Raw genomic sequence first — 22,563 nt, forward strand, 5'->3', positions numbered from 1 at the left:
TAAGAGAAACCGGGTGATGAAGAGCGGTTTACGAAGGGGCGATGAGCTCGTCGGCCACCCATTGGGCGACGCCCTCGGGATAGGGCGCGGGGAGGCCGAGGACGATGTGGTGGAAGCCGGCGTCCGTTGCCGCGCGGATCGCGGTACGGGTGGGTGCGGGATCGGTGTAGGTGACTCCCAGGTGGATCGAGCGGGTGATGTCCGCGGGGTTGCGGCCGATCTCGGCGCAGTAGCGGTCTAGCAGGGCGCTGCGGGAGATGACGTCCGGCATGTTGCCGCCGGGGATGTTCCAGATGTCCGCGTGGGTGGCGACCACGCGGAGGAGGGCGGAGGAGCGGCCGCCGATGACGATCGGCGGGTGGGGGTGCTGGACCGGTTTGGGGTTGCAGTAGGCGCCGGTCAGCCGGACGTACTCGCCGTCGAAGTCGAACGGCTCGGGTGACGTCCACAGGTGGCGGATGACGGTGCAGGCCTCGGCGAGGCTGCCCATGGAGTGCGCGAAATCGTGGAAGGGAAGGCCGTGGGCCTCGTACTCGCGGCGGGCGAGGGGGTGGTCGGGGCGGGAGCCGGCGCCGATGCCGAAGTCGAGGCGGCCGCCGGAGACGACGTCGACCGTGGCGGCGATCTTGGCAAGCATGGCCGGTGGGCGGAAACGGTTGCTGGTGACGAGGAGGCCGAGGCGCAGGCGGCGGGTCTGGGCGGCGAGGGCTGAGAGCAGGGTCCAGCCTTCGTACGCCGGGCCGAGCGGGTCGCCGCCGATCGGCATCAGGTGGTCGAACAGCCACGCGTGCTCGATCTGGGGTACGCCGTCCGCCTCCTGCCACACCCGCAGGATGTCCTCATAGCCGACCTGCATCGGGGCGGTCATGATCCCGAAGCGTGGCATGTCAGCTCTTCGACTCGACGGTGCCCAGCGGGGAGGCTTCGGCGGCCAGCGGTGCATCCGACGGGTAGAGGACGCTGCGCAGGTAGTTCACGCTGAGTTCGCGGACCAGGGCGACCCGGGCGGGATCCTCGTCGGTCGTTTCGGTGACCAGATATCCGGAGAGCCCGCCGAGGCTGTGCTCGGCGCCGAAGAGGGTGAGCAGGGTCTTCGGGGCGGGGCTCAGGTGGTACGCATCGGTGAACCATTCGGGTCCGCGCACCGAGAGCGGCGAGTCGTCCTTGTCGCCGGCGACGATGAGGGCCGGGGCGGTCAGGCCGTCGAAGGTGGGGCTCATGAACGGGAAGTGCTCCGCGGCGAACGGGCTCAGGTCGGCACCGCCCGTGCCGGGGATGGCGAACAGGACGCCCGCCTTGATCCGCGGGTCGGTCATGTCGTCCTCGCCGACGACGCCCGCGCCCAGCAGTGTGCTTGCTGTCTGGGCTCCCCAGGAGTGGCCGGCGACGGCGATGCGGGTGTGGTCGAGGCGGCCGGCGAGCCCGGGGACCGCGGCTTCGAGGACGTCGAGGTTGTCGAGGATGCGGGTCAGGTCCTCGACGCGGGTACGCCAGATGGCCGGGTAGCGGGGGTCGTCCGGGGTGACGTTCAGCGTCCGGGAGTCGAGGTGGGTGGGCTGGAACACCGCGAAACCGCTGGCCGTCCAGAAGTCGACCATGGGGGCGTACGAGTTCATCGACTGACTGAAGCCGTGCGAGAAGACGATGATCGGGAGCTGGTCGCCGGTGGCCGGCGCCGAGATGCGTACCTGCAGGTCGTCGCCGCGGTCCGGGGCGGGCAGCGTCACCGGGGCGAGCGAGAGGATCGGGGTCGGGACGGTCATGGGTTTCTCCTCCGGGGAGTGGCATCATGGACAAGCGGATCCTTGTTCCGTTAATGAACATACGGAACTCAGTTCCGTTTGCCAAGGAGTCTGCGGGACAGTGTGATGCGCGCAACCGATGAGGAGAGGTCGTCTGCTTCTTCCAGGCCGTGGACAAGTTCAAGGCCCGCTACGAGACGCTGGGCTTCAACGACGTAGCGAGCCTGAAGGACGGCACCATGTGGCCGACCGCCTTCGCCCTGCCGGAGCTGACCGACGAGGACGTGGCCAGGATCGGCGCACTGATCAAGAAGGCAGCAGGGCAGGAAGGGCGGCAGGGCAGGATAAGCAGCAGGGTTAGGAAGGGCGGCAGGGCAAGAGGGGCGGCAGGATAAAGGGCCGCGGGTCAGCGGCGGGCGAGGCGGCGTTCGCCGGAGGCGCCGGTGGCGTACGGCAGGTTGTAGTGGGCGTAGACGGCGGGTTCTTCGGCTGCCGTAAGTTCGCCGTCGGTGTCGATGGTGGGCGCGTCGGCGGCGAGTTTCTTGTCGTAGCGCACGCGGACCGCTTGGGGGGATACCGTCGCGCCGTCGACGGGGACGAAGGCGAGCCGGTGGCGGCCTACGAAGCCGACCTTCACGGTGACGAAGGCGGGTTCGTCGGTGGCGGTGTCGACGTAGACCGCTTCGAGTTCGCCGATCTTGCCGCCGTCGGGGTCGATGACCTTTTCGCCGCGCCAGTCGCGCAGGTTCTCCGCTGGAAACATGGCTTACGAGTGCCCCGCGTGGCGCGCGACAAACAAAAGGGCACGTTAGCGTGCATGTCATGGCGACTTTTGTGACGATCGGTTACGGCGACCAGAAGGGCTACGACCGCACTGAGGCCTCGGTGCGGGACGCTGCCCACGAGCACGACGCCCGCCTCAGGGAGACGGGCGTCGTGATGGGGATCGCGGGGCCACCGGTTCAGGTTCGCAACCCGGACGCGGGCGGCGTGACCGTGGAGCAGGGTGCGTACCTGTCGTCAGGTCTGCCGATCGCGGGTTTCGCGCTCATCGAGGCGGATTCCCTCGAGGAGGCGATCGGTCTGGCCTCGAAGTCGCCGTGCGCGGTGGCGCACGGCGTCATCGAAGTCTGGCCGTTGCAGACCTGACCAGACCCGGCCACTGCAGATCTCAGCAGCCCTGGCCGCTGCGGACTCTGCCTCTGCAGACCCTGCCAGTGCAGACCTGAGCAGACCCGGCCGCTGCAGACCTGAGCGGACCTGGCCGCTGCAGACCTGAGCGGACCCGGCCGCTGCGGACCTGAGCGGACCCGGCCGCTGCGGACCCTGCCGCTGCAGACCTGGCCGCTGCAGACCTGGCCGCTGCAGATCTGAGCAGACCCGGCCGCTGCAGGAACAAGGTTGCAGGAACAAGAGGTGTGGCTGCACCGAACCAGAGGGCTACGGCCCGGAGACCAGGTATTCGACCTGGTGTCCGCTGTTGACGGCGGCGCCCTTGCTGTTGATGACGTGGGAGATGGTGCCGGTGCCGCCGAGGGAGACCGTGACCATGTCGGTGAACTTGATGCCGGTCTTGGCGGGGACCTCGAAGGCGTGGGCGTTGACGACTGCGGGGTTGACGTTGAAGTAGGCGTAGCTGCCGAGGCCCCACGCCTGGTGGTTGTTGACCGTGTCGGCGACCTTGTACGCCGCCCAGCCCTGGGTGCTGCCGTTCATGTAGGCGGCCTGGTTCGGCGGGTCGTAGGGCAGCTCGTTCTGGTAGAAGTAGGTGCGGCCGTTCTCGCCGTTCCAGATGGTCTGGTACTGCTGGTAGTGCTCGACGAAGAGGCCGTAGAACGTGACGTCGTCGCCGTTGACGATCAGGCCGTTGGCGGCGGTGTTGACCGTCCAGCCGACCGTGCCGCCGTTGCCGTGGTCGGCGCGCCAGATCCAGGCGTGGTCGCCGATGACGTCGTCGCTGTTGATGCGCAGCGACACCGTGGCCTTGCCCGCGATCGAGCCGCCGATGCGGAAGAACACGTCGGAGAGCACCGTCGGGTCGGCGCTGTGGTCAGTGGCGGAACCGTTCGGGCCGACCTCCATGAGGACCGCCGAGTTGGTGGTGCCGGCATCGATCAAGAGCCCTGCTACGCGTACGCCGTCCACGTCGGCGACGTTGACAGCCGTGACGCCGCCGTCGGGGATGAACGTCGCCAGGCCGAGCCCGAGGACGACCGTGTCGGCGCGGGTGACGTTGAGCGGCGCGTTCAGGTGGTACGTCGCCGGGGTGACGAGCAGGTTCTTGCCGGCAGCGAGCGCGGCGTTGATCGTCGCCGAGGTGTCGCCCGGCTTGACGATGTAGAACGTGCTGATCGGCAGCGAGGAGCCGGCCGGGGTGCCGGACGCCCACGAGGTGCCGGTGGAGTTGCTGCGCACCGACGGGACGAACACCTGGTAGGCGCCGGCGCTGTCGACGTACAGATAAGGCTTCTCGGCGATTTTCGGGGTCTGGCCGACGGTGGTGTAGGGCGGGCTCGGGAAGCTGTTCGCGGGGGCGCCCTGGTCGCCGACGAAGACCTGGTTCCAGTTGGAGCCGTTCCAGCTGCCCATCTGGGAGTTGCGGGTGAGCCACTGCTGCTGCGACCCGGACTGGATCTGCCCGTCGATCTTGGTGTCGGACATGAAGCCGCCGGAGGACCAGCCGCCGTCGGAGAGCGCGAGGTTGCCGCGGACGTGCATGCGGCGGTACGGCGCGGCCTGGGACACGGCCCAGCGGTCGAGGCCGTCACCGGGTGTGACGGAGAGGCCCTCGGCGGAGCGCCAGAAGTTCTGGGTGGCGTTCTGCGAGCCGTCCGGCCACCAGTCGGCCTCGGCGTGGACATGGCCGTTGATGGTGACGGCGTCCGGGGTGAGGCCGAGCCCGGCGACCTGGGTGAAGAAGCCGACGTTCGCGTCGACGTTGTAGGTGCCCGGCTTGAACAGCAGCGCGTACCGCTGGGTGCCGAACTGGTTGCTGACCTGCTGGTTGAACACCGTCGTGAGCCGCGACTGGATCGTCGACGCGGACATCGACGGATCGAAGACCGAAACGTTGGGGCCGAGGTCGGGGTTCGTGGGGTTGGGTGGCACGGTGGTGGGCGGGGAGGTGGGTGGCGTGGTGGCCCCGTTCACCGTCCACTTCTGGTTCGCGGAGCCCGTACACGTCCAGAGCTGCAGTTTTGCCCCGTCCGCCTGGTTGTTGTCCTTGATGTCGAGGCACTTGTTGGCCTTGACGTTGACCAGGTCGTGCGTCGAGGCGTTGTAGGTCCACTGCTGGCTGTTGAGGCCGGCGTAGCAGTCCCACATGTGGACGGCGGCGCCGTCGGTGGTGGCCCCGTTGGCGACGTCGAGGCACTTGCCGAGCGCCTTGAGGGTGAGGTCGTCGCCGTACGTCCAGGTCTGGTTGGGCCCGGTGGAGCAGGCCCAGGTCTGCGGCAGGTTGCCGTTGGCGGTGCTGCCATCGGTGACGTCGAGGCATTTGCCGTTGGCGGAGCTGACGACGCTGCCCGTGGTGGCGGCGAGCGCGCTGGTGACGCCGGCGATACCCAGGCCACCGACCACGACGGCCGGGACCAGGATCGCCAGTAAGCGGCGTTTCTTCACAATAAGTCCTTACGCGAAGACGAAACGAGAAGACGATCAGGCGGGGTTGTCGGCGTGGGTGAGCGTTTCCCAGGCCACGAACAGGTTGTTGGTGCCCTGCGGGCGCTTGGCCTCGGTGTAGATCTGCGTGTTGCTCATCGCGATGCCGAGCCGGTTGTGCAGGGCGTTGTACGCGACCTCGCTGATCGGGCCGAGCCCCTTGGTGACGGTGCCGCCGCAGATGTTGGACGGGACGGCCGTACCGTTCTCGAACTTGGTGTGGAGGCCCAGCGAGTGCCGGAGCCGGTCCTGCAGTTCGGGGTAGAGGTCGCCGCCCTGGATGCGGGTGGTCTCGGCGACGTGCGAGATGGCCGAGATGCCGTAACCGGTGTGGACGAAGTCGCGGCAGGTCTCCTGGGCGAGCCCGTCGACGAACGTGCTCTGGCCCTGCCAGTAGCTGATCAGCTCGGACGGCGTGTCGACGCTGCCGACCGGCGGATACTTCGGCTGCGACCCGTCGGCGGCGACATAGATGTACGCGGCGGCGCGCGCCCGGAAGCGGGTGATGGCCCGGTCGTAGCTGGTCCGGTCGTCGAGGAAGACGGAGATGCCGACGGCGGCCTCCATCATCGACAGCTCCCAGTTGCCGTTGCTCGAACTACCGACGATCACGGTGGGCAGGTAGACGTTGCGCAGCATGGTGGCGAACCGGGCCTGGTTGGGCCAGCTCGAGTACGTGTACTTGATGATCTCCGCGGCGCGCGGCCAGACCGACCCGGCCCAGCCCGTCTGCAGCGGCGCGTTGCTGTTGGTGTGCGAGGTGATGCTCGCCGACCACGCGTCCATCAGGGCAATTGACTTCTGGGCGTACGCCGCATTGCCCGTGATGTACCACGCCAGCGCGTCGGTGTACGCGGCGATCGCGTCCTCGCGCTCGTCGGTGCAGCCATTGTTGGGGTTCGAGTAGGAGCCGCACTCGACGACGGCGCGCGGGGCAGGGGTGCGCGACAAGGACGCGTACTTGCTGGCCAGCATCTGGTTGTAGGCGCCGAGCCAGGGCTGCGCGCCCGCGTTGACCTTGCCCTTGACAAAGTCGAGCTGGGCCTTGCTGAGCAGGACGCCGGGGTGGGAGAAGACGGCGGCGGCTTTGACAGTATCGGCCTGAGCGACAAATCGGACGCCGACCGAGGCGACGAGGGCGAGAGCGACCGTGCCGACCGCCAGCAGGGCACGACGTGGGGATCTCTTCATGAAGTTAGCTCCGGAATGTGGGGGGCGAACCGGAAAGGGGGTTAACAGTTAAGAACTTGAACTAAGGCGTAGTCAATACACATCGATGAACTTAAGGATGACGAAAGGTTCGCCACGACACGTTCCGTCGCGCGCATGACACGTGGAATACAGGGGACTGCGCAAGCATGGAACCCATGACCGAGTCGACCGTGCAGGGACCGCTCACCGACGGCGAGCTGGACCGGCTGAACGCATACTGGCGAGCCGCGAACTACCTGACCGTCGGGCAGATCTACCTGATGGACAATCCGCTGCTGCGCGAGAAGCTGACACCGGAGAACGTGAAGCCCCGGCTCCTCGGGCACTGGGGCACCAGCCCGGGCCTCAACCTCATCTACGCGCACGCCAACCGGCAGATCGTCAGCCGCGACCTCGACGCGATCTACGTGATCGGACCGGGACACGGCGGCCCGGCGATCGTCGCCAACACCTGGCTGGAGGGTACGTACAGCGAGCTCTACCCGTCGATCAGCCGCGACGCGCCGGGCATGCAGCGGCTCTTCAAGCAGTTCTCGTTCCCCGGCGGCATCCCCAGCCACGTCGCCCCCGAGGTTCCCGGTTCCATCCACGAGGGTGGCGAGCTCGGTTACTCCCTGATGCACGCGTACGGCGCCGCGTTCGACAATCCCGACCTGGTGGTCTTCTGCGTGGTCGGCGACGGCGAGGCCGAGACGGGCCCGCTGGCGGCGAGCTGGCTGTCCAACGCGTTCCTCAACCCGGCCCGCGACGGCGCCGTCCTGCCGATCCTGCACCTCAACGGGTGGAAGATCGCCAACCCGACGGTCCTCGACCGGATCCCCGGCGGAGACCTGCAGTCCTACCTGCGCGGCGTGGGCTACGAGCCGATCCTCGTGGAGGGCGACGACCCCACCCTGGTGCACCAGGCAATGGCCGCTGCCATGGATCGGTGCCTCGACACGATCAAGGACATCCAGGACCACGCCCGCGGCACCGGTGACGGCACGCGACCCCGCTGGCCCATGATCATTATGCGTACGCCGAAGGGGTGGACCGGCCCCAAGGAGGTCGACGGCAAGCCGGTCGAGGGCACGTTCCGCGCGCACCAGGTCCCGCTGTCCAATCCCCATGGCAACGCGGAGCACCTGGAGCAGCTCGAGAGCTGGCTCCGGTCGTACCGTCCGGAAGAGCTCTTCGACGAGGCCGGCGTACCCATCGGTGAACTGTTGTCCCTGCCACCCTCGGGAACCCGGCGGATGAGCGCCAACCCGCACGCCAACGGGGGTGAACTGCTGCGCGACCTGGTGCTTCCGGACTTCCGGGACTACGCGGTCGACGTCGAGAAGCCCGGCGCCCCCGAGGTCGAGGCCACCCACGTCCTCGGCGACTGGCTGCGCGACGTGATCCGCGCCAACCCGGACCGGTTCCGTCTTTTCGGCCCGGACGAGGTCGCCTCCAACCGGCTGCAGTCGGCGTTCGAGGTGACCGACCGCGCCTGGGCCGCCCGCACCACCCCGCTCGACGACCATGAGTCCCCCGAGGGCCGGGTCATGGAGGTCCTCAGCGAGCACCTGTGCGAGGGGTGGCTCGAGGGTTACCTGCTCACCGGGCGGCACGGCCTGTTCACGAGCTACGAGGCGTTCATCCACGTGGTCGACTCGATGGTCAACCAGCACGCCAAGTGGCTCAAGACCAGCCGCCGCATCCCGTGGCGGCGCCCGATCGCGTCCCTGAACTACCTGCTCTCCAGCCACGTCTGGCGCCAGGACCACAACGGCTTCAGCCACCAGGACCCCGGCTTCATCGACCACATGGTCAACAAGAAGGCCGAAGTCGTCCGCATCTACCTGCCGCCGGACGCGAACACCCTGCTCTCGACGATGGACCACTGCCTGCGCAGCCGCCACTACATCAACGTCGTCGTCGCCGGCAAGCAGCCCGCGCCGAGCTGGCTGACGATGGCCGAGGCCGATCTGCACTGCCGCCGCGGCCTGGGCATCTGGGACTGGGCCAGCACCGACGCGGACACCGAGCCGGATGTCGTGATGGCGTGCGCGGGTGACGTACCCACCATGGAAGCTCTCGCCGCCACCGACCTGCTGCGAAAGCACCTGCCGGACCTCAAGGTCCGGTTCGTCAATGTCGTCGACCTGATGCGCCTGCAGCCGGTCTCGGAGCACCCCCACGGCCTGACCGACAACGAGTTCGACACCGTCTTCACCACCGACAAGCCGGTCGTCTTCGCCTACCACGGCTACCCGACCCTGATCCACCGCCTGACCTACAAGCGCACCAACCACGCCAACTTCCACGTCCGCGGCTACAAGGAGGAAGGCACCACGACCACGCCGTTCGACATGGTGATGCTCAACGACCTCGACCGCTACAAACTGGTCATCGACGTGATCGACCGCGTCGACGGCCTCGGCTCCCGCGCCGCCCACCTGCGCCAGCAGATGATCGACGCCCGCGAGGAATGCCGCGAATACACCCGCGAGCACGGCGAGGACGACCCCCGCGTCGCCGACTGGACCTGGCCCGCCTAGCGCTCTGTGTGGCAAGCCCCGGCCGTCCACGCGGCGGCCGGGGCGGGTGAACAATTTGTTCCGTGCGTGGTTACGCCAGGAGGGTATGTCTGACCTACTGCTGATTCACGGATTGACGTACGACCACCGCGCCTGGGGTCCGCTCCGGGAGCACCTCGATCCCGGCCGCCGCGTGCTGGCCGTCGACCTGCCCGGTCACGGCAGCTCCCCCCGTCGCGACGCCTACCCCCTCGCCGGGATCATCGACGCCGTCCACGAGCAGGTCACCGCCGCCGGCCTGGCCGAACCCGTGGTCGTGGGTCATTCGGTCGGGGCGATCATCGCCGGCGCCTACGCGGCCCGCTATCCCGCGGCGGCCGTGGTCAACCTGGATCAGATGCTGCTCCCGGGGCCGTTCTTCGCCGTCGTCCGCGCCGCCGAACCGCAGTTGCGGGGCCCGCGCTGGCGCGAGTTCTGGGAGCGGATGCTGGCCGGCATGGGCATCGAGTCGCTGCCCGATGATGCCCGCAAGCTCGTGGAGACCGCGACGGATCCGCGGCAGGACCTCCTGCTCGGCTACTGGGACGAGATCCTCCGGGAGACCGACGAGCAGATCCGCGAGAACCGGCTGCGGGAATTGCGCGCCATCGCGGACAAGGGACTCCCGTACCACTGGGTGAATGCGAGTGAGCCGCCCACGGCGTACCTGCAATGGTTGCGGTCTGTCCTGCCGCAGGCAGAGGTCACTGTCGTGCCGGGCGGGCACTTCCCGCACCTCGCGGACCCCGCCGCCGTCGCTGCGGTTTTATAAGGACAACCCGTGCTGTGAGGACACCCGCCAGCGGCGAGGTCCCCCGGCGGCGGGCTGGTAGCGGAAGTGGCTGCCGGTCCGCAGCGACGCCCGCAGATGCCCGGCGGCGAGCGGCGTCACCTTGTCCAGGCGGCTGAGCACGGTGCCGAGTGCCCGGGTCGCGTTGACCCGGGCGCGTTCGGCTTCCGCGCTCTGCAGGCGCGGGCGTCCACCGAGGCCGGTCGCCGCTCGAAGCTCGGCGACAAGCGCGGCCCGCTCGGCGGCCAGCTCCGATGCCCGGGTGGCGTCGCCGGCGCGATCCGCCTCATCAAGGCGTTCTTCCACCGTCGCCAGCCGAGCCCGATAGGCACCCCGGGCCCCGGCATCCAGGACCGGCTCGCCCGGCGGCGCTGTCAGTCCCGCCCCGCCAGAAACAAGATCAAGAGCTGCGATCTCACTACCGGGCGACGAGATGAGCGTACGCAGATAGTGCAGCCCCCGCACATCCCGCAGCCGCACTGTCTCGGCACCGGCCTCCAGGAACCAGTCATCGCCGTCGCGCAGCAGCCGCCACTCGTCACCGGGCGCCACCGCCACACCGAGCCGCGCCGCCAGCGACCGCGCCCGTTCCCGGTCCCCCGGTCTCCCCCGGACCGCGAGCGTCACGCACAGCCACGGCAACGCACCCAGCCGTTCCTCCTGAACCACCGCCCGATCGAGGTGCTCCCGGGCCTCCCCCGCCCGCCCGAGCCGCCCGGCGAGCCGCCCAAGAAGATCATCGACGGGCCCGGTGACCATGTTGGCGCCACCCCAGACGACCAGCCGCCCCTGGTACGGCACCAGCGCGTCGTACAACTGCTGAACCGCCCCCTGATCACCGCCGCGGGAGGCCACGAACGCAAGATCGGCGTCCGCGCCGCTGGTGGTGGCCACGAACGCGAGATCGGCGACCGCGCCCAGCCACCGCGGCCCACTGCCGGCGAGCACGGCGGGCAGCACCCGGTCGAGCTCCAGGAGCGCCTCGGCGTCGCGCCCCGCGTCCGCCATCACCCGCGCCGCGGTGGCCTCGTAGAAGTGACCGGGCAGCCGCCGCGCCATCTCCAGCAACGGCGCGACCTGCGCATCGGCGGCGCCCCGCAGGACCGCCAGGCGCCCGGCCAGCGACGCGGTCAGCCGTTCGGTGTCGGCCAGCCCCGCCCGGCGCCCGGCCACCGCGACCTCGTCCGTGAGGGTCGCGGCCAGGTCCAGCCGCCCCCGGACGATGGCGAGCATGGCCTGCCGGGACAGCGTCACGATGCCGGCGTGGGCGTCGCCGGCGAGCTCACCCGTCCGGGCGTACACGACCAGCGCCGCCTCGGCCGCGTCCAGCTCACCGAGCTCGACCAGGGCGGTGAACCGCCAGAACAGCCCCCGCATCTCGAGCGCGGCATCACCCGCGAGCCGCGCCAGCTCGATGATCTCGGCGGCGGTGTCGAGCCGCTCCGGCGCGGCCAGCGGATCCCACAACGCGTGCAACTGCCCGTCCAGCACCTCGGCGAGCGTCCCGGCGTCCCCGCTGTCCCGGGCCAGCCGTACGGCCTCGGCGGCAAGGTCGCGGCGCCGGTCCCCCGCCGACGGGTCGCTGAGCAGCTCCCGGGCCCACCTGATCAGAACCCGCGCCCGGACCTCGGACGGCAGCCGGCGCGCGGCCGCCGATTCCAGCAGCCGCAACAGCGCGACGTCCGGCACGAGAAACTCCGCCCGCGACGACACCCGCAACGCCAGCCGCGCCACAGGGTCGCCGTCCCCGTCACCGTCGGTGATGTCCGCCGCGACCTCGAGCGCCACATCGGCCCTGCCACCGCTCGCCAGCCAGATCGCGTGGATCACGTCGCCGGGCCGCCCGGGCAGGAGCAACCCCAGCTCAGCCTCGGTCAGCGGGTCCACCGCCCCAGCCTAGATACACCTCCAGCGGCCGCCGCAGCGCGGTGATGTCAGCGACCGGATCACCCGCCACGACCAGCACATCCGCGTCAAAACCAGCCCGGATCCGACCCTTACGATGGTGTACGCCGCACGCCTCAGCCGGGCCACGCCCTGCTGCAGGATCGCCTGGGACAGCCCGGCCCGTGCGGCCATGGCGATCACCTCGGGCGGCACCACCACGGCGGGATCGGACCCCAGCGTCAGACAGACCGCAACCCCGGAGGCAGCCAGCGCTTCGGCCAGCTCATCGTCCACGTACGCTCCCGACGCCGTCACCGACGTACAGTGCTCGATGCCGTCGACCCCGGCCCGCAGCGCCTGCCAGATGGCGGCATGCGCATGGGCGTGCGCGGTGACCGGCAGCCCGTGCGCATGAGCCTCGTCGACGGCGGCGGCCAGCTCCTCGTCGGTGAACTGCGTCCCGGCCGTGTCGGTCCCCGGCGTGAACACCCCGCCGCTGGCCATGACCTTCACGACGTCAGCACCCTGCGCGACCCGCTCCCGCACCATCCGCCGGACGTCCTCCGGCCCGCGGACCTCACCACCGAGCGACCAGCAATGCCCGCCCGGTGTGGTCAGCGGCGCCCCCGAAGCAACAACATTCGGCGACTTCGGCCGCCGGCTCAGCACCACCCCGCGAAGATCGCCGAGGTCACGCACAGTGGCCACGCCGGCCCTCAGATGGGTACGCCGACCACCACGCCACCCTGACGATGCAACCGCTCCCCGTCGAAGATCCGGGCGACGCGGATCACGTTCACTCCACTGTGGCCCGGCATTGCCCGATGGTACCGACGTCCGTGATTCGCTATCGATCTCTGTCGTAAGGTGACAGGGCGCGCTCACCTGATCGGCGAGGAAGGCACAATCGATGACGAGCAGATCCGAGTCTGACCTGCAAGCGCGGCTCAACGCCGCCCAGCCGAACAGTGCCCGGATCTGGAACTACCTCCTCGGCGGCAAGGACAACTTCGCCGCGGACCGCAACGCCGCCGAAGCCCTGATCACCGAGCTCCCGGAGATCCGCGAATTCGCCCGCGCCGGCCGCGGCTTCCTCACCCGCGCGGTCACCTACCTGACCGCCGAGGCCGGCGTCCGCCAGTTCATCGACGTCGGCACCGGCCTCCCCACCGCCGACAACACCCACGAGGTGGCCCAGCGCATCGCCCCGGAATCCAAGGTCGTCTACGTCGACAACGACCCCGTGGTCCTCACCCACGCCCGAGCGTTGCTGACCAGCAACCCCGCCGGCGCCACCAGCTACATCGACGCCGACGCCCAGGACCCGAAAACAATCCTCCAGGCCGCCGGCGTCACCCTCGACTTCACCCAGCCGATCGCCGTCATGCTCATCGGCATCCTCGGCCACCTCCCCGACACCGACAACCCCACCCAGGTCGTCCGCACCTTCGTCGACGCCCTCCCGCCGGGCAGCTACCTGGCGATCAACGACAGCATCATCACCCCGGGCAATGTCGTCGCCGCCGACACAGCCCGCGAGGTCGGCTCGAACTACCACCTCCGCACCCCCGCCCAGATCACGGCGTTCTTCGACGGCCTCGACCTCCTCGACCCAGGCGTGGTGCCCACCCCCCTCTGGCGCCCCACCCCCGGCACCACCCCGGCCGAGGTCCCGGTCTACTGCGGCGTCGCCCGCAAGCCGTGATCAAATAAGTGAGTGGAGCTAACCAAACAATTCACCGACGACCAGTACGCCAACGCGCTGGAATCGTGGTCATGGCTCGATCTGGCCGGTAAGGCTCCCCGTTTCACGTCCCTGTTCGGCGACGTGTTCCTGGAGGACAAAAGCGGCGCCTGGTGGTTCCTCAGCACCATCACCGGCGAACTCACCCCGGAATGGCCGGACGGCGCCGCGCTGGCCGCCGACCTGGACACAGAAGCAGGCCAGGACCAGTTCCTGCTCGGCGCTCTGGCCATGGCCGCATTCCACCGCCGCGGCCTGACCCTCAACCCCGACGAGGTGTACGCCTACGTCCCGCCCCCGGTCCTGACCGGCAGCTTCGACGTGGACCAGATCCAGGTCTACACATTCTCCGTCGCCCTCACCGTAACCGGCCAGCTCCACCACCAACTCCAAGCCCCACCCGCAGGCTGAGCCCCCACCACCATTCCCGGCCCACGCCGGCACGGTACGGTTCGTCGGTGGGTGATCGCGTCAAGAGCAGACAGAGCCCGCCCAAGGCGAACGGGCACCGGTTCCACGGAGACCCGGACCGTTTTCACCTCCTCGCAGAGTTCATCGGCGAACGCTTCGGCAACTCGGTCGAGTACGTCGCTGACGTCGCCGGCGGCCAGGGAATGCTCGCACGCGAGCTGCGGAAACGCCTGAACTACCGGGTAGAGGTCGTCGATCCGCGCGGATGGACACTGAAAGGCGTCGAGTCACGCGCCGTCCCCTACCTGGCACAAGACGCCGCCTACTACGATCTCGTCATCGGCCTCCACCCCGACCAGGCATTACGCGAGGTCGTCCACTCAGCGCTGGGCACAGCCACCGTCATCGTCCCCTGCTGCAACTTCTGGCGCAACGACCAGCGACTCGGCCGCGACGCCCTGGCCGAATCGATCGCACAATGGTTCGACCAGAACCAGGTCCGCTACGAGAGAGTCGAGTTCGCCTTCCGAGGGCCACAGAATCTCGGCTTCGTGACAGCGCCTCCGGGAACCGACTGACGCAGCCGTCCTTTGGGCAGAACAATTAGCCACCTCACCCATACCTTCCGTGACCAGACGTCAATACCGTTGGGTTATGGTTTGTCCCACCTGTGGTTTGGACAACGATCCCTCGGCCTCGGTCTGTGCCCGGTGCAACACCGATCTGGGCGCCGGGCGGGCGCCGGCGCCGAATGCCGCAAGGGGCGAGAGCGCAGCGCCACCACCGGTGCCGGGCGCCGTGAGGTATGCCCCACCTGCGCGCAGCCGGCTTCCGCTGATCATCGGCCTGGCCGTGGTGGTGCTGCTGGCGTTGGTCGTGGTGGTCTACCGCGTCACCCAGCAGGACCCGCCGGTCGCCGCACCTGACCCCGCGGCCACGGTGGTGACCACGGTCGACCCGGATACCCGGACAGATCCGGAGAGCACGACAGATCCGGCGAGTACGCCGACCGCCCGCAGCAACGAGTCCGAAGCGGAACCACTGCTACAGGCTCGGGCCATCGACAGGCTGCTGGGCCGTAGCCGGGTGAGCCGGGACAAGCTCAACAGCGCCATCGACCGGGTCGGGCGCTGTACCGGCCTGGGTGGCGCGGTCGACGACCTGCAGGCTGTCGGGCGGGAGCGGCGGGCCCAGATCGCCGAGGTCCGGGGCGCGGATCTGTCCGCACTGCCGGACGGCGAGTTGTTACGGTCCCGGCTGGTTACCGCGTTGCAGTTCTCGCTGGATGCGGATGCGGCCTATGTGGAGTGGGCCGAGCCGACGCTGGCCGGTACGTGCGCGAACACTGCCGCGCGCAAATCAGCCTATGCCCGGGGGCGGTCCGCCTCGGACCAGGCGGGGGCAGCCAAGCAGGACTTCCTCGCCGCGTGGAACCCGATCGCCACGTCGCTCGGGGTGCCGGCACGGGACCGCCAGGGCATCTGAGCACCAGGCCCGGATGTCTAGAGGGGCCAGTTCGCGGCGACGATCACGCCGATTGCGGCCGCTGCCTCCACCACGGTACGGGTGCTGCCGGCGCTCTCGGCGAGGGACTGGAGCCGTGTCTGCAGACGCCCGCGGGCTTGCGGCGTACCCTCCGCGATCTCGGCTTTTATAGCGGCCACTTCGCTCTGGGCGTATGCGGGCTGGGGATGCCGGCCGAGGATGGCGGTGAGGAGGTCACGGACCTCGTCGGCGGGGGCGGTGTTGTTGTTCTGGGTGTTGGTGTTGTGGTTGCCGATGTTCTGCTGACCGCCGTGGAAGTTCATGTCCCCGAAGTTCATCTGCGACTCAGCCACGTGATCCTCCGGTGGTGCGCGGCTGTCCGGCCGGCGCACTGGTGTTCTGGACGTTGACGTTGCGGCTGCCGAAATTTTGCTGGCCACCGATGAAAGTCGCGTTGTCGATCGACACGTTGGTCACGGCGCTCTGGAACTCCGTGGTGTCGACGCCCTGCTCGTCCAGGTATTCCAGGACGGTGTCGGTGACCACCCGGTCCAGCAGCTTGATGTACTTCTCCGCGTCCAGGATCTGCATGAAGTTCACGGTCGGGCGCTGGGCGGCGAGCTCACGGACGCTGAAGTCGGCGCCGTAGTCGTAGAAGCGGAAGTCGTCGGCGCGCCGTGCGGAGCGAGCCATCCGGCCGGTCAGCCGTAGCGTGTCCCAGCCGAGGCGGGCCAGATACACCGGTCCGAGCAGGTTGTCGCGCAGGAAGCTCAGCATCGTGTCCACGGCCGCGTGGTAGGGCACGCGTTCCGGGCGCAGGTTGTCGACGAGATGGTAGAGCGGGTTCACCTGCGGCATGACGGTGGACACGAACTCGGTGTAGAGCATGCCGCCCTCGACGGCCAGGTGGACGAACGCGGTGACGCCGATGCCCGAGTCCTGCGCGGGCAGCACGAGCCGGCCGTCCGGGGTGAAGATCTCCTTGCCGTTGGCCGGCACCACTGCGCGCAGGTAGTGCCGCAGTCCGCCCTGCGGGCTGCCGACGATCGCCGCGATGGTCTCGGTGGAGGCGAGGGTGCGTGGCGTACGCGTCTGCGGGTCGATCAGCGGATCGTCACTGCGCCGGTTACCGTCGGCAGCCACGTACGGCACCACGTAGACGTTCGGAATGCGCTCGCCGTCGCGCAGACGCTGATCACGCAGCCCTACGACGGCATCATGCACCCGCTGATTGAGTGCGAGGCTGTCGATCGCGACCCGGCCGTCACCGTTCTTGGGCTTGAGCGTCGTCGCGAACGACCAGCTGTGCTCGCGCCACCCGGCGCCGGCGAACGGGTCGATGTCCTGCACGCAGATGTTGCCGCGCTGCATCGCCGCGACGACGCCCAGCCGCCACTCGACCCGTGAGCTGCCGACGCGCGGCGCGACGGCTGTCACGCCGGGGGCCAGTTCGGTGGTGAGGATGCCGTACGCGTGACGGCGCGACAGGAACAGCACGAGGAACATGGCACCGGCGAGCCCGATCGGGACCAGCAGCACCAGGCCGCGCAGTCCGTCGGCGAACGCGTCGTCGACGGCGGGTGCCGAGTCGCCGTAGTCGCCGAACCCGTCCTGACCGCTCGGCAGCCCGAGCGAGTCGACGACGCTGCCCAGCACGACCGACAGCAGGAAGGAGCCCAGCAGGCACAGCGCCAGGACGACGACCACGGTGATCCCGGCCAGCCGGAACGATCGGGGCAGCTCCCGCACCGTCGACGAGCGCAACCCCACCACGACGGCGCACAGGCCCAGCCACGCGACGGTTGCCAGCGGGCTGAGGCAGAGCCCGACCACCAGGACGCCGGTGACCATCGCGTACCGGATGAGGAGCAGGCGGCGGGCCCGCAGGCAGTGCCGCACCACGGGGTCGAGGTCGAAACCGTAGGACGGCGGCACCGCCTTGCGTTCGGACTCGACCACCTCGCGGATCGTCGCGTTGGCAAAATCCGGGTCGAGGTACGGCGCTCCGCACAGCCGGCGGGTCGTGTCGTTCCAGGTGCCGGCCGGCTGATACGCGGGCATGCTCAACAGAGGCGCGCCCTGGTTGCCCTGCTGCGGGTAGCCCATCCAGAGAAGGTATCGGTGACCGCGATCGCGCCGGCACCCCTGGACGGAGGACTCGTTCCGGCTTCGTCAACCCGCCCTGGCCGACTCGCGGCGGACGGGCATGGATGGCAGGGAGTGCCAGCTCACCGGGACGTTGCGCATCAGGAGCGCCCCGTCGAGTTCCGCCGCCCCCGCCGGGAACAGAGCAGGATCCTCGAAGTACGTCGACCGCGCATCGGCCACCTCGACCGGCTCGACGGCCCACGACTCGGTACGCAGTTCGATGCCGTCCAGGACGCGGCCGCCGGTGGTCTCGGAGTAGCCGGCGCAGCCCTGCCGGAAGAACTCGGATGCCTCGGCCAGATCACCGAACAGCGCGCTGCCCGGCCACGTGGGACTGACCCGCACGTGGACGCCCACCGCGCCGGTGTTGTCGACGCTGCGGAACCCCACTCTGAGGTCCCGCTCATCCTCCGCGACGGTGAACCGGGCGCGGTGGTGCTCGCCGGGGAAGACCCTGCCGCCGGCCAGCGCCGAGGCCCGGGAAGCGGTGTCGCGCCGTGGAATGTAGACGCCGGCGGCGACGCCGTCCGGGGTGTCCCATTCGACCGCGATGCGATGTGCGGCGTTCTCGGTGCGCATGCCGATCCCGGCAGGCAGGGGCTTCGGACGCAGTCGGCCGAGCCGGATCAGGCAGATCCCCGCGACGCCGTGCCCGTTGACCAGCTGGGGGCGCAACGGCGCGGGCAGCAGGCGAGCGGTGGCTTCTGGATCCGTACGATAATTGACGAGCAGGCGCCGTTCGACGACGCCTGCCATGACGGGAACCCTCATGATGACCCTCTCCGGCGGCGCGTCATGACTCCAGAGTCGCGACGATGGACGCTTCGGCGGCGGCTTTGTCGACACCGAGGCCGGCTAGGACGCCCGTGCCGTCCTCGAGTTCGAGGATGGCGAGCAGAATGTGCTCGGTGCCCACGTAGTTGTGGTTGAGGCGCAGGGCTTCGCGGAACGTGAGCTCCAAGGCCTTCTTGGCGTGCGCGTCGAACGGGATGAGCGCGGGCAGGGAGTCGGCTGCCGCGGGCAGCGTCGCGGTTGCCGTCTGCCGGACCGCGTCGAGTGACACGCCCTGCGCGACGATCGTGCGGGCGCCGAGGCCGCTCGGGTCGGCCACCAGGCCGAGCACCAGGTGAGCCACGCTGATCTCAGGGTTGCCGCCGGTGCGGGCAGCCTCCTGCGCCCCCACGACGACCTTCCTGGCCCGGTCGGTGAACCGGCTGAATCCCTGGCTGGCGTCGAGATCCGGCGCGTCGCCCTTGGCCACGAAGCGTTTCTGGGCCGCCTGCTTGGTGACGCCCATGCTGCGGCCGATCTCCGTCCAGGAGGCTCCGGAGCGGCGGGCCTGGTCGACGAAGTGCCCGATCAGATGGTCGGCGACGTCGCCGAGGTGGTCGGCGGCCAGCACCGCATCGCTGAGCTGGTCGAGGGCGCCGGTGTGGGTCTTCTTGATGGCCTCGATCAGGTCGTCGAGCCGGACCGAGTTTGCTGCGGGACCAGTTGTCGTCATGCGTCAACCATAGGTTGACGATGCCGGATCGTCAACTCAAGGTTGACGCGGGAAGGTGTCAAGACCGCGACGGTGACGGCGTTGTCTGCGAGTGATCCTCAGCGGTCAGGGAGCGCCACGCCCGCAGCACCGGCAGCGTGGCCAGCAACCCGAGCACCGGCACGAGGAACGCGAGCCGCAACCCGATCGGTGACGACAGCGCCCCCAGCAGCACAGCCCCCAGCAGCGCCCCGCCGTAGTTGAACAGGTTCACCCGCGCGATGACCTCGTCACTACGCCCCGGCGCGCTACGCCCCGCGACGCTGAACGCGAGCGGGACCAGGATGCCGACGCCCAGCCCGGTCAGCGCGAACCCCGCCACCGCTGCCCCGATCGACGGCACCGCCACCACCAGCCCGCAGCCCAGTGCGCAGACCAGCAGACACCCGGCAGCGGCCACGGTCGTGCCGATCCGGGGCACCAGGTGGTCCCCCACGAGCCGGGCGGCGAGCACCGCGGCCTGGTAGGCGGCGTACCCCAGGGGCACCACGGTGGCCGACGCGGCGAGGGAGTCGTCGAGGTAGACCGAACTCCACGTGCTGACCGCCGAGTCGGCCAGGAACGCGGTGAAGATGAACGCGCCGCAGACGAGCACGATGCGCCGGGTGCCGCCCGCCGTGTGCCCGGAGAGGGCGGCCAGGACGGTGCGGTCCGGCTCGAAGGACGAGAAGCCGGCGAGGGCCGTCGCGGCGGCGAACGCCGCGGCGAGTCCGACTGCGACGGCGGCGCCGGCTCCCGTTGCCGCGGAGCCCGACATGGCCAGGGCTGCCACGATGGCGGCGGCGGTGTAGGCGGCGAACAGGCGGCTCATCACGCTGCGGCCCAGGCGGGCCTGGACCAGCACCCCCTGCATGCTCAGGCTGGCATCGACGGCACCCAGCCCCAGCCCGTACGCGATGAAGACCGCCACGAACACAGCCTGCGGGGTGTGGAATGTGGTCAGCGCCAGCCCGGCGGCGACGACGAGCAGCCCGCCGGCCAGGGCGTAACGGCTCCCCCACCGCGCGGCCACCTTGTCGGCGAGCATCGAGCCGCCGGCCGCGGCCGCGATGACGAGCAGCAGGAGCACCGAGACGAACGCGTCGTCGACGTCCTGCCGGGACTTGAACATGGGCAGGGCGGTGACCACGGCCGCATAGCCGAGGCCCTGTGCGGCGTACCCACCGGCGATCCACGCGGCCCGCCGGCCGCCACCCACCTGTTGCGGCATGAGGGAATCATTGTCGGCGATGACCGGGCGGAACAGGGCCGATCCACCAATTGCGCACCGGAGGAAGGCGTGTTTAGCGGCCGGCTCTCACCCGGCTGAGGAGCCAGATGAAGTACGGCGCTCCGATCAGGGCGGTCACCAGGCCGGCGGCGAGCTGTGAGGGAGCGATGACCGTACGCCCCACAGTGTCCGCGACGGTGACCAGTAATGCGCCCAGCGCGACCGACACGGGCACCGACCGGGCGTGCCGGGCACCGACCAGCGCGCGGGCGGCATGTGGTGCGACGAGGCCGACGAAGGCCAGCGCCCCCACCGCACAGGCCGCGGCCGCGGTGAGGATCGCCGCCAGGGTGAGGAAGCCGAGCCGGGCCCGGTTCAGCGGTACGCCCAGCACCCGCGGCACGTCCTCGTCCAGCGAGACCAGGTCGAGGGTCCGCGCGCCGATGAGCGCGAGCGGCAGCCCGACGGCGAGCATGATCGCGGCGGGGACGACCTGGCCGAGGGTCCGGCCGTAGGTCGAGCCGGCGAGCCAGGTCAGGGCGACGCCGACGTTCCACGGTGAGACGACCACGACCAGCAGCGTCGTGATCGCCGACGCGGCCGTGCTCACGCCGATGCCGATCAGGACGAGCCGGTCGGAGGACAGCCCCCGGTGGGACGCGAGCCGGTAGACGAGCGCGAACGTGGCCAGGGCGGCGAGGGTCGCGGCGCCCATCACCGGCCAGACGCCGACGCCGGGGACGAGCAGCACCATCGCGACGGCGCCGACGCTCGCGCCGGGGGTGATGCCGAGCAGGCCCGGTTCGGCGAGCGGGTTGCGGCAGACGGCCTGGACGATGGAGCCGGCCAGGGCGAGGGCGGCGCCGCCGAGCAGGGAGACGAGCACGCGGGGCCAGCGCTGGTCGAGGACGAACGAGACCTCGCGGCCGGCACTGCCCCGCCACCAGTTGGCGACGTCGCCGAGCAGCACGAGACGATCACCCAGCAGCAGCGCGGCGAGGAACGCGGCGATCAGGGCGACACCGAGCACGACACCGACGACGGTGACGAAGCCGCGGGAACGGGCGGTGCCGTGGGTGCCGCTGGCCGAGGTGGCGGGTCCGCTGTCGCGCAGGCGCCGGGCGAGCCAGACGAGCAGGACCGCGCCGGCCAGCGAGGTGACCACGCCGGTGGGGACGGAGATCGCGGTGTCCGCGGGCAGGGCGAGGCGCAGCAGCACGTCGGCGGTGACGATGACGAGGGCGCCGACCACGCCCGCGAACGGCAGGAGCAGGACGTGCCGGCTCAGGCCGGGGACGCGGCGGGCGACGAGCCGGGCGATGACCGGGCCGCAGAGCCCGACGAAGCCGATCGGGCCGGTGACGGTCACGGCGGTGGCGGCCAGCAGGACCGCGAGCAGGATCGAGAGGACCCGGGTACGCCGGACGTCGACGCCGAGCACCCGCGCGGAGTCGTCGCCGAGGCCGAGCACGTCGAGGCGGTGCGCGAGCAGCAGGGCGCCGAGCACGCCAAACGCGACCAGGGGCGCGGCGAACGTGACCTGGCCGGTGCCGGACTGCACGGTGGTGCCGCTGCCCCACGCGTACAGGCCGGTGGTGTTCTGCTGGAAGAGCATGAGCAGCACGACGGCGAGCGAGTTGAGCGCGAGGGCCACCGCGGAGCCGGCGAGCACGACCCGGGCCGGGCCGGCCGCGCCACCGCGGGCGACGAGCAGGACCAGACCCGATGCCGCGAGACCGCCGAGAAAGGCGATCAGGCCGTTGACCAGGAAGGGCAGGGCGATACCGTACGCGGCCACGGCGACCACCGACACGTAGGCGCCCGCGTTCACGGCGAGGGTGTCCGGCGACGCCAGCGGGTTGCGTGCCACGGATTGCAGGGTGGCGCCCGCGACGCCGATGGCCAGCCCGACGAGCAGGGCGGCGAGCAGCCGGGGCACGCGGCTGGCGACCAGCACCGCGACGGTCTGTTCCCGGCCGTCCCCGGAGGAGCCGGGCACGAGCGCGCGGAGCAGCTCGGCGATGCTGAGGTCGGCGGTGCCCTGGGTGAGATGCACGGCGGCGAGCACGAGCAGCAGGGCCAGGGCGATCGCGAACGCGGCGATCACCCGCGGGGCGCCCCGGCGGGGAGTGGTCCCCGCCGGGGTGACGGCCACGTCAGCGGCCGTGTCGGTGGTGCCGTTCATCGA

The 22,563-nt window shown here is 70.0% G+C and carries 21 protein-coding genes and 1 pseudogene; 8 read left to right on the top strand and 14 right to left on the bottom strand.

Annotated features, from left to right (window positions below; genetic code table 11):
* Positions 1–28: 28 nt before the first annotated feature.
* The gene (locus tag Ahu01nite_RS07115) at positions 29–886 is read right to left on the bottom strand and encodes an LLM class flavin-dependent oxidoreductase (RefSeq protein ID WP_203835611.1); all 858 of its coding nucleotides are present in this window, start codon (positions 884–886) and stop codon (positions 29–31) included.
* Position 887: 1 nt separating this feature from the next.
* Complete coding sequence (locus Ahu01nite_RS07120; RefSeq protein WP_203835612.1) at positions 888–1,763, bottom strand: alpha/beta hydrolase family protein; 876 nt, start codon at positions 1,761–1,763, stop codon at positions 888–890.
* A gap of 149 nt (positions 1,764–1,912) precedes the next feature.
* Here Ahu01nite_RS07120 and Ahu01nite_RS07125 point away from each other — a divergent pair, with 149 nt between their 5' ends.
* Positions 1,913–2,137: a hypothetical protein gene (locus Ahu01nite_RS07125; RefSeq protein WP_203835613.1), complete on the top strand. Its 225-nt coding sequence runs from the start codon at positions 1,913–1,915 to the stop codon at positions 2,135–2,137.
* A gap of 11 nt (positions 2,138–2,148) precedes the next feature.
* On the opposite strand, the gene Ahu01nite_RS07130 is transcribed toward Ahu01nite_RS07125, so the two are convergent.
* Entirely contained in the window at positions 2,149–2,505 is a 357-nt protein-coding gene (locus tag Ahu01nite_RS07130; protein WP_203835614.1) for a PRC-barrel domain-containing protein, read from the bottom strand.
* 59 nt (positions 2,506–2,564) lie between these two features.
* On the opposite strand from Ahu01nite_RS07130, the gene Ahu01nite_RS07135 reads away from it, so the two are divergent.
* Positions 2,565–2,891 carry a YciI family protein gene (locus Ahu01nite_RS07135; protein ID WP_203835615.1) on the top strand — a complete coding sequence of 109 codons (327 nt, stop codon included), beginning with the start codon at positions 2,565–2,567 and terminating at the stop codon, positions 2,889–2,891.
* Between the two features lie 291 nt (positions 2,892–3,182).
* On the opposite strand, the gene Ahu01nite_RS07140 is transcribed toward Ahu01nite_RS07135, so the two are convergent.
* Together Ahu01nite_RS07140 and Ahu01nite_RS07145 are read right to left on the bottom strand one after the other, a co-directional pair.
* Entirely contained in the window at positions 3,183–5,363 is a 2,181-nt protein-coding gene (locus Ahu01nite_RS07140) for an RICIN domain-containing protein (protein WP_203835616.1), read from the bottom strand.
* Between the two features lie 36 nt (positions 5,364–5,399).
* The gene (locus Ahu01nite_RS07145; protein WP_203835617.1) at positions 5,400–6,593 is read right to left on the bottom strand and encodes an alginate lyase family protein; all 1,194 of its coding nucleotides are present in this window, start codon (positions 6,591–6,593) and stop codon (positions 5,400–5,402) included.
* Between the two features lie 176 nt (positions 6,594–6,769).
* Here Ahu01nite_RS07145 and Ahu01nite_RS07150 point away from each other — a divergent pair, with 176 nt between their 5' ends.
* Both Ahu01nite_RS07150 and Ahu01nite_RS07155 read left to right on the top strand, forming a co-directional pair.
* Positions 6,770–9,139 carry a phosphoketolase family protein gene (locus Ahu01nite_RS07150; protein ID WP_203835618.1) on the top strand — a complete coding sequence of 790 codons (2,370 nt, stop codon included), beginning with the start codon at positions 6,770–6,772 and terminating at the stop codon, positions 9,137–9,139.
* An 85-nt stretch (positions 9,140–9,224) separates the two neighbouring features.
* Positions 9,225–9,929 (top strand): alpha/beta fold hydrolase, encoded by a 705-nt coding sequence (locus Ahu01nite_RS07155; protein WP_203835619.1) that lies wholly within the window; start codon positions 9,225–9,227, stop codon positions 9,927–9,929.
* Here the strand turns inward: Ahu01nite_RS07155 and Ahu01nite_RS07160 are convergent.
* From Ahu01nite_RS07160 to Ahu01nite_RS51775, 3 genes and pseudogenes are all read right to left on the bottom strand, one after another.
* Positions 9,924–11,834 (bottom strand): hypothetical protein, encoded by a 1,911-nt coding sequence (locus tag Ahu01nite_RS07160; protein ID WP_203835620.1) that lies wholly within the window; start codon positions 11,832–11,834, stop codon positions 9,924–9,926. The two genes, Ahu01nite_RS07155 and Ahu01nite_RS07160, sit on opposite strands and share 6 nt — an antisense overlap.
* Positions 11,812–12,081 carry an amidohydrolase family protein gene (locus tag Ahu01nite_RS51770; RefSeq protein WP_369076627.1) on the bottom strand — a complete coding sequence of 90 codons (270 nt, stop codon included), beginning with the start codon at positions 12,079–12,081 and terminating at the stop codon, positions 11,812–11,814. Before Ahu01nite_RS51770 ends, Ahu01nite_RS07160 begins: the two co-directional genes overlap by 23 nt.
* A 62-nt stretch (positions 12,082–12,143) precedes the next feature.
* Positions 12,144–12,542 (bottom strand): annotated as a pseudogene (locus tag Ahu01nite_RS51775) (amidohydrolase family protein); the annotation flags it as partial.
* A gap of 202 nt (positions 12,543–12,744) precedes the next feature.
* On the opposite strand from Ahu01nite_RS51775, the gene Ahu01nite_RS07170 reads away from it, so the two are divergent.
* The 4 genes from Ahu01nite_RS07170 (at position 12,745) to Ahu01nite_RS07185 (ending at position 15,474) form a co-directional block, all read left to right on the top strand.
* Positions 12,745–13,539, top strand: a complete 795-nt coding sequence (locus Ahu01nite_RS07170) for an SAM-dependent methyltransferase (protein ID WP_203835622.1) — start codon at positions 12,745–12,747, stop codon at positions 13,537–13,539.
* A gap of 12 nt (positions 13,540–13,551) precedes the next feature.
* Positions 13,552–13,989: a T6SS immunity protein Tdi1 domain-containing protein gene (locus Ahu01nite_RS07175; RefSeq protein WP_203835623.1), complete on the top strand. Its 438-nt coding sequence runs from the start codon at positions 13,552–13,554 to the stop codon at positions 13,987–13,989.
* 47 nt (positions 13,990–14,036) lie between these two features.
* Entirely contained in the window at positions 14,037–14,567 is a 531-nt protein-coding gene (locus tag Ahu01nite_RS07180; RefSeq protein WP_203835624.1) for a hypothetical protein, read from the top strand.
* A gap of 220 nt (positions 14,568–14,787) precedes the next feature.
* Positions 14,788–15,474 (top strand): hypothetical protein, encoded by a 687-nt coding sequence (locus Ahu01nite_RS07185; protein ID WP_203835625.1) that lies wholly within the window; start codon positions 14,788–14,790, stop codon positions 15,472–15,474.
* 17 nt (positions 15,475–15,491) lie between these two features.
* On the opposite strand, the gene Ahu01nite_RS07190 is transcribed toward Ahu01nite_RS07185, so the two are convergent.
* The 6 genes from Ahu01nite_RS07190 to Ahu01nite_RS07215 all read right to left on the bottom strand — a co-directional run bounded on the left by Ahu01nite_RS07190 (position 15,492) and on the right by Ahu01nite_RS07215 (position 22,560).
* Positions 15,492–15,827 (bottom strand): hypothetical protein, encoded by a 336-nt coding sequence (locus Ahu01nite_RS07190; RefSeq protein ID WP_203835626.1) that lies wholly within the window; start codon positions 15,825–15,827, stop codon positions 15,492–15,494.
* Positions 15,820–17,580 (bottom strand): AbeC-like domain-containing protein, encoded by a 1,761-nt coding sequence (locus Ahu01nite_RS07195; protein WP_203835627.1) that lies wholly within the window; start codon positions 17,578–17,580, stop codon positions 15,820–15,822. Before Ahu01nite_RS07195 ends, Ahu01nite_RS07190 begins: the two co-directional genes overlap by 8 nt.
* 66 nt (positions 17,581–17,646) lie before the next feature.
* Complete coding sequence (locus tag Ahu01nite_RS07200; RefSeq protein ID WP_203835628.1) at positions 17,647–18,378, bottom strand: DUF2071 domain-containing protein; 732 nt, start codon at positions 18,376–18,378, stop codon at positions 17,647–17,649.
* A 37-nt stretch (positions 18,379–18,415) separates the two neighbouring features.
* The gene (locus Ahu01nite_RS07205; RefSeq protein ID WP_203835629.1) at positions 18,416–19,126 is read right to left on the bottom strand and encodes a Clp protease N-terminal domain-containing protein; all 711 of its coding nucleotides are present in this window, start codon (positions 19,124–19,126) and stop codon (positions 18,416–18,418) included.
* Between the two features lie 58 nt (positions 19,127–19,184).
* On the bottom strand, positions 19,185–20,375 hold the full coding sequence (locus Ahu01nite_RS07210) for an MFS transporter (protein ID WP_203835630.1): 1,191 nt from the start codon (positions 20,373–20,375) through the stop codon (positions 19,185–19,187).
* A 73-nt stretch (positions 20,376–20,448) separates the two neighbouring features.
* On the bottom strand, positions 20,449–22,560 hold the full coding sequence (locus Ahu01nite_RS07215; protein ID WP_203835631.1) for an iron ABC transporter permease: 2,112 nt from the start codon (positions 22,558–22,560) through the stop codon (positions 20,449–20,451).
* Positions 22,561–22,563: the final 3 nt, after the last annotated feature.

Source organism: Winogradskya humida, from assembly GCF_016862215.1.
GTDB classification, from domain to species: Bacteria; Actinomycetota; Actinomycetes; order Mycobacteriales; family Micromonosporaceae; genus Actinoplanes; species Actinoplanes humidus.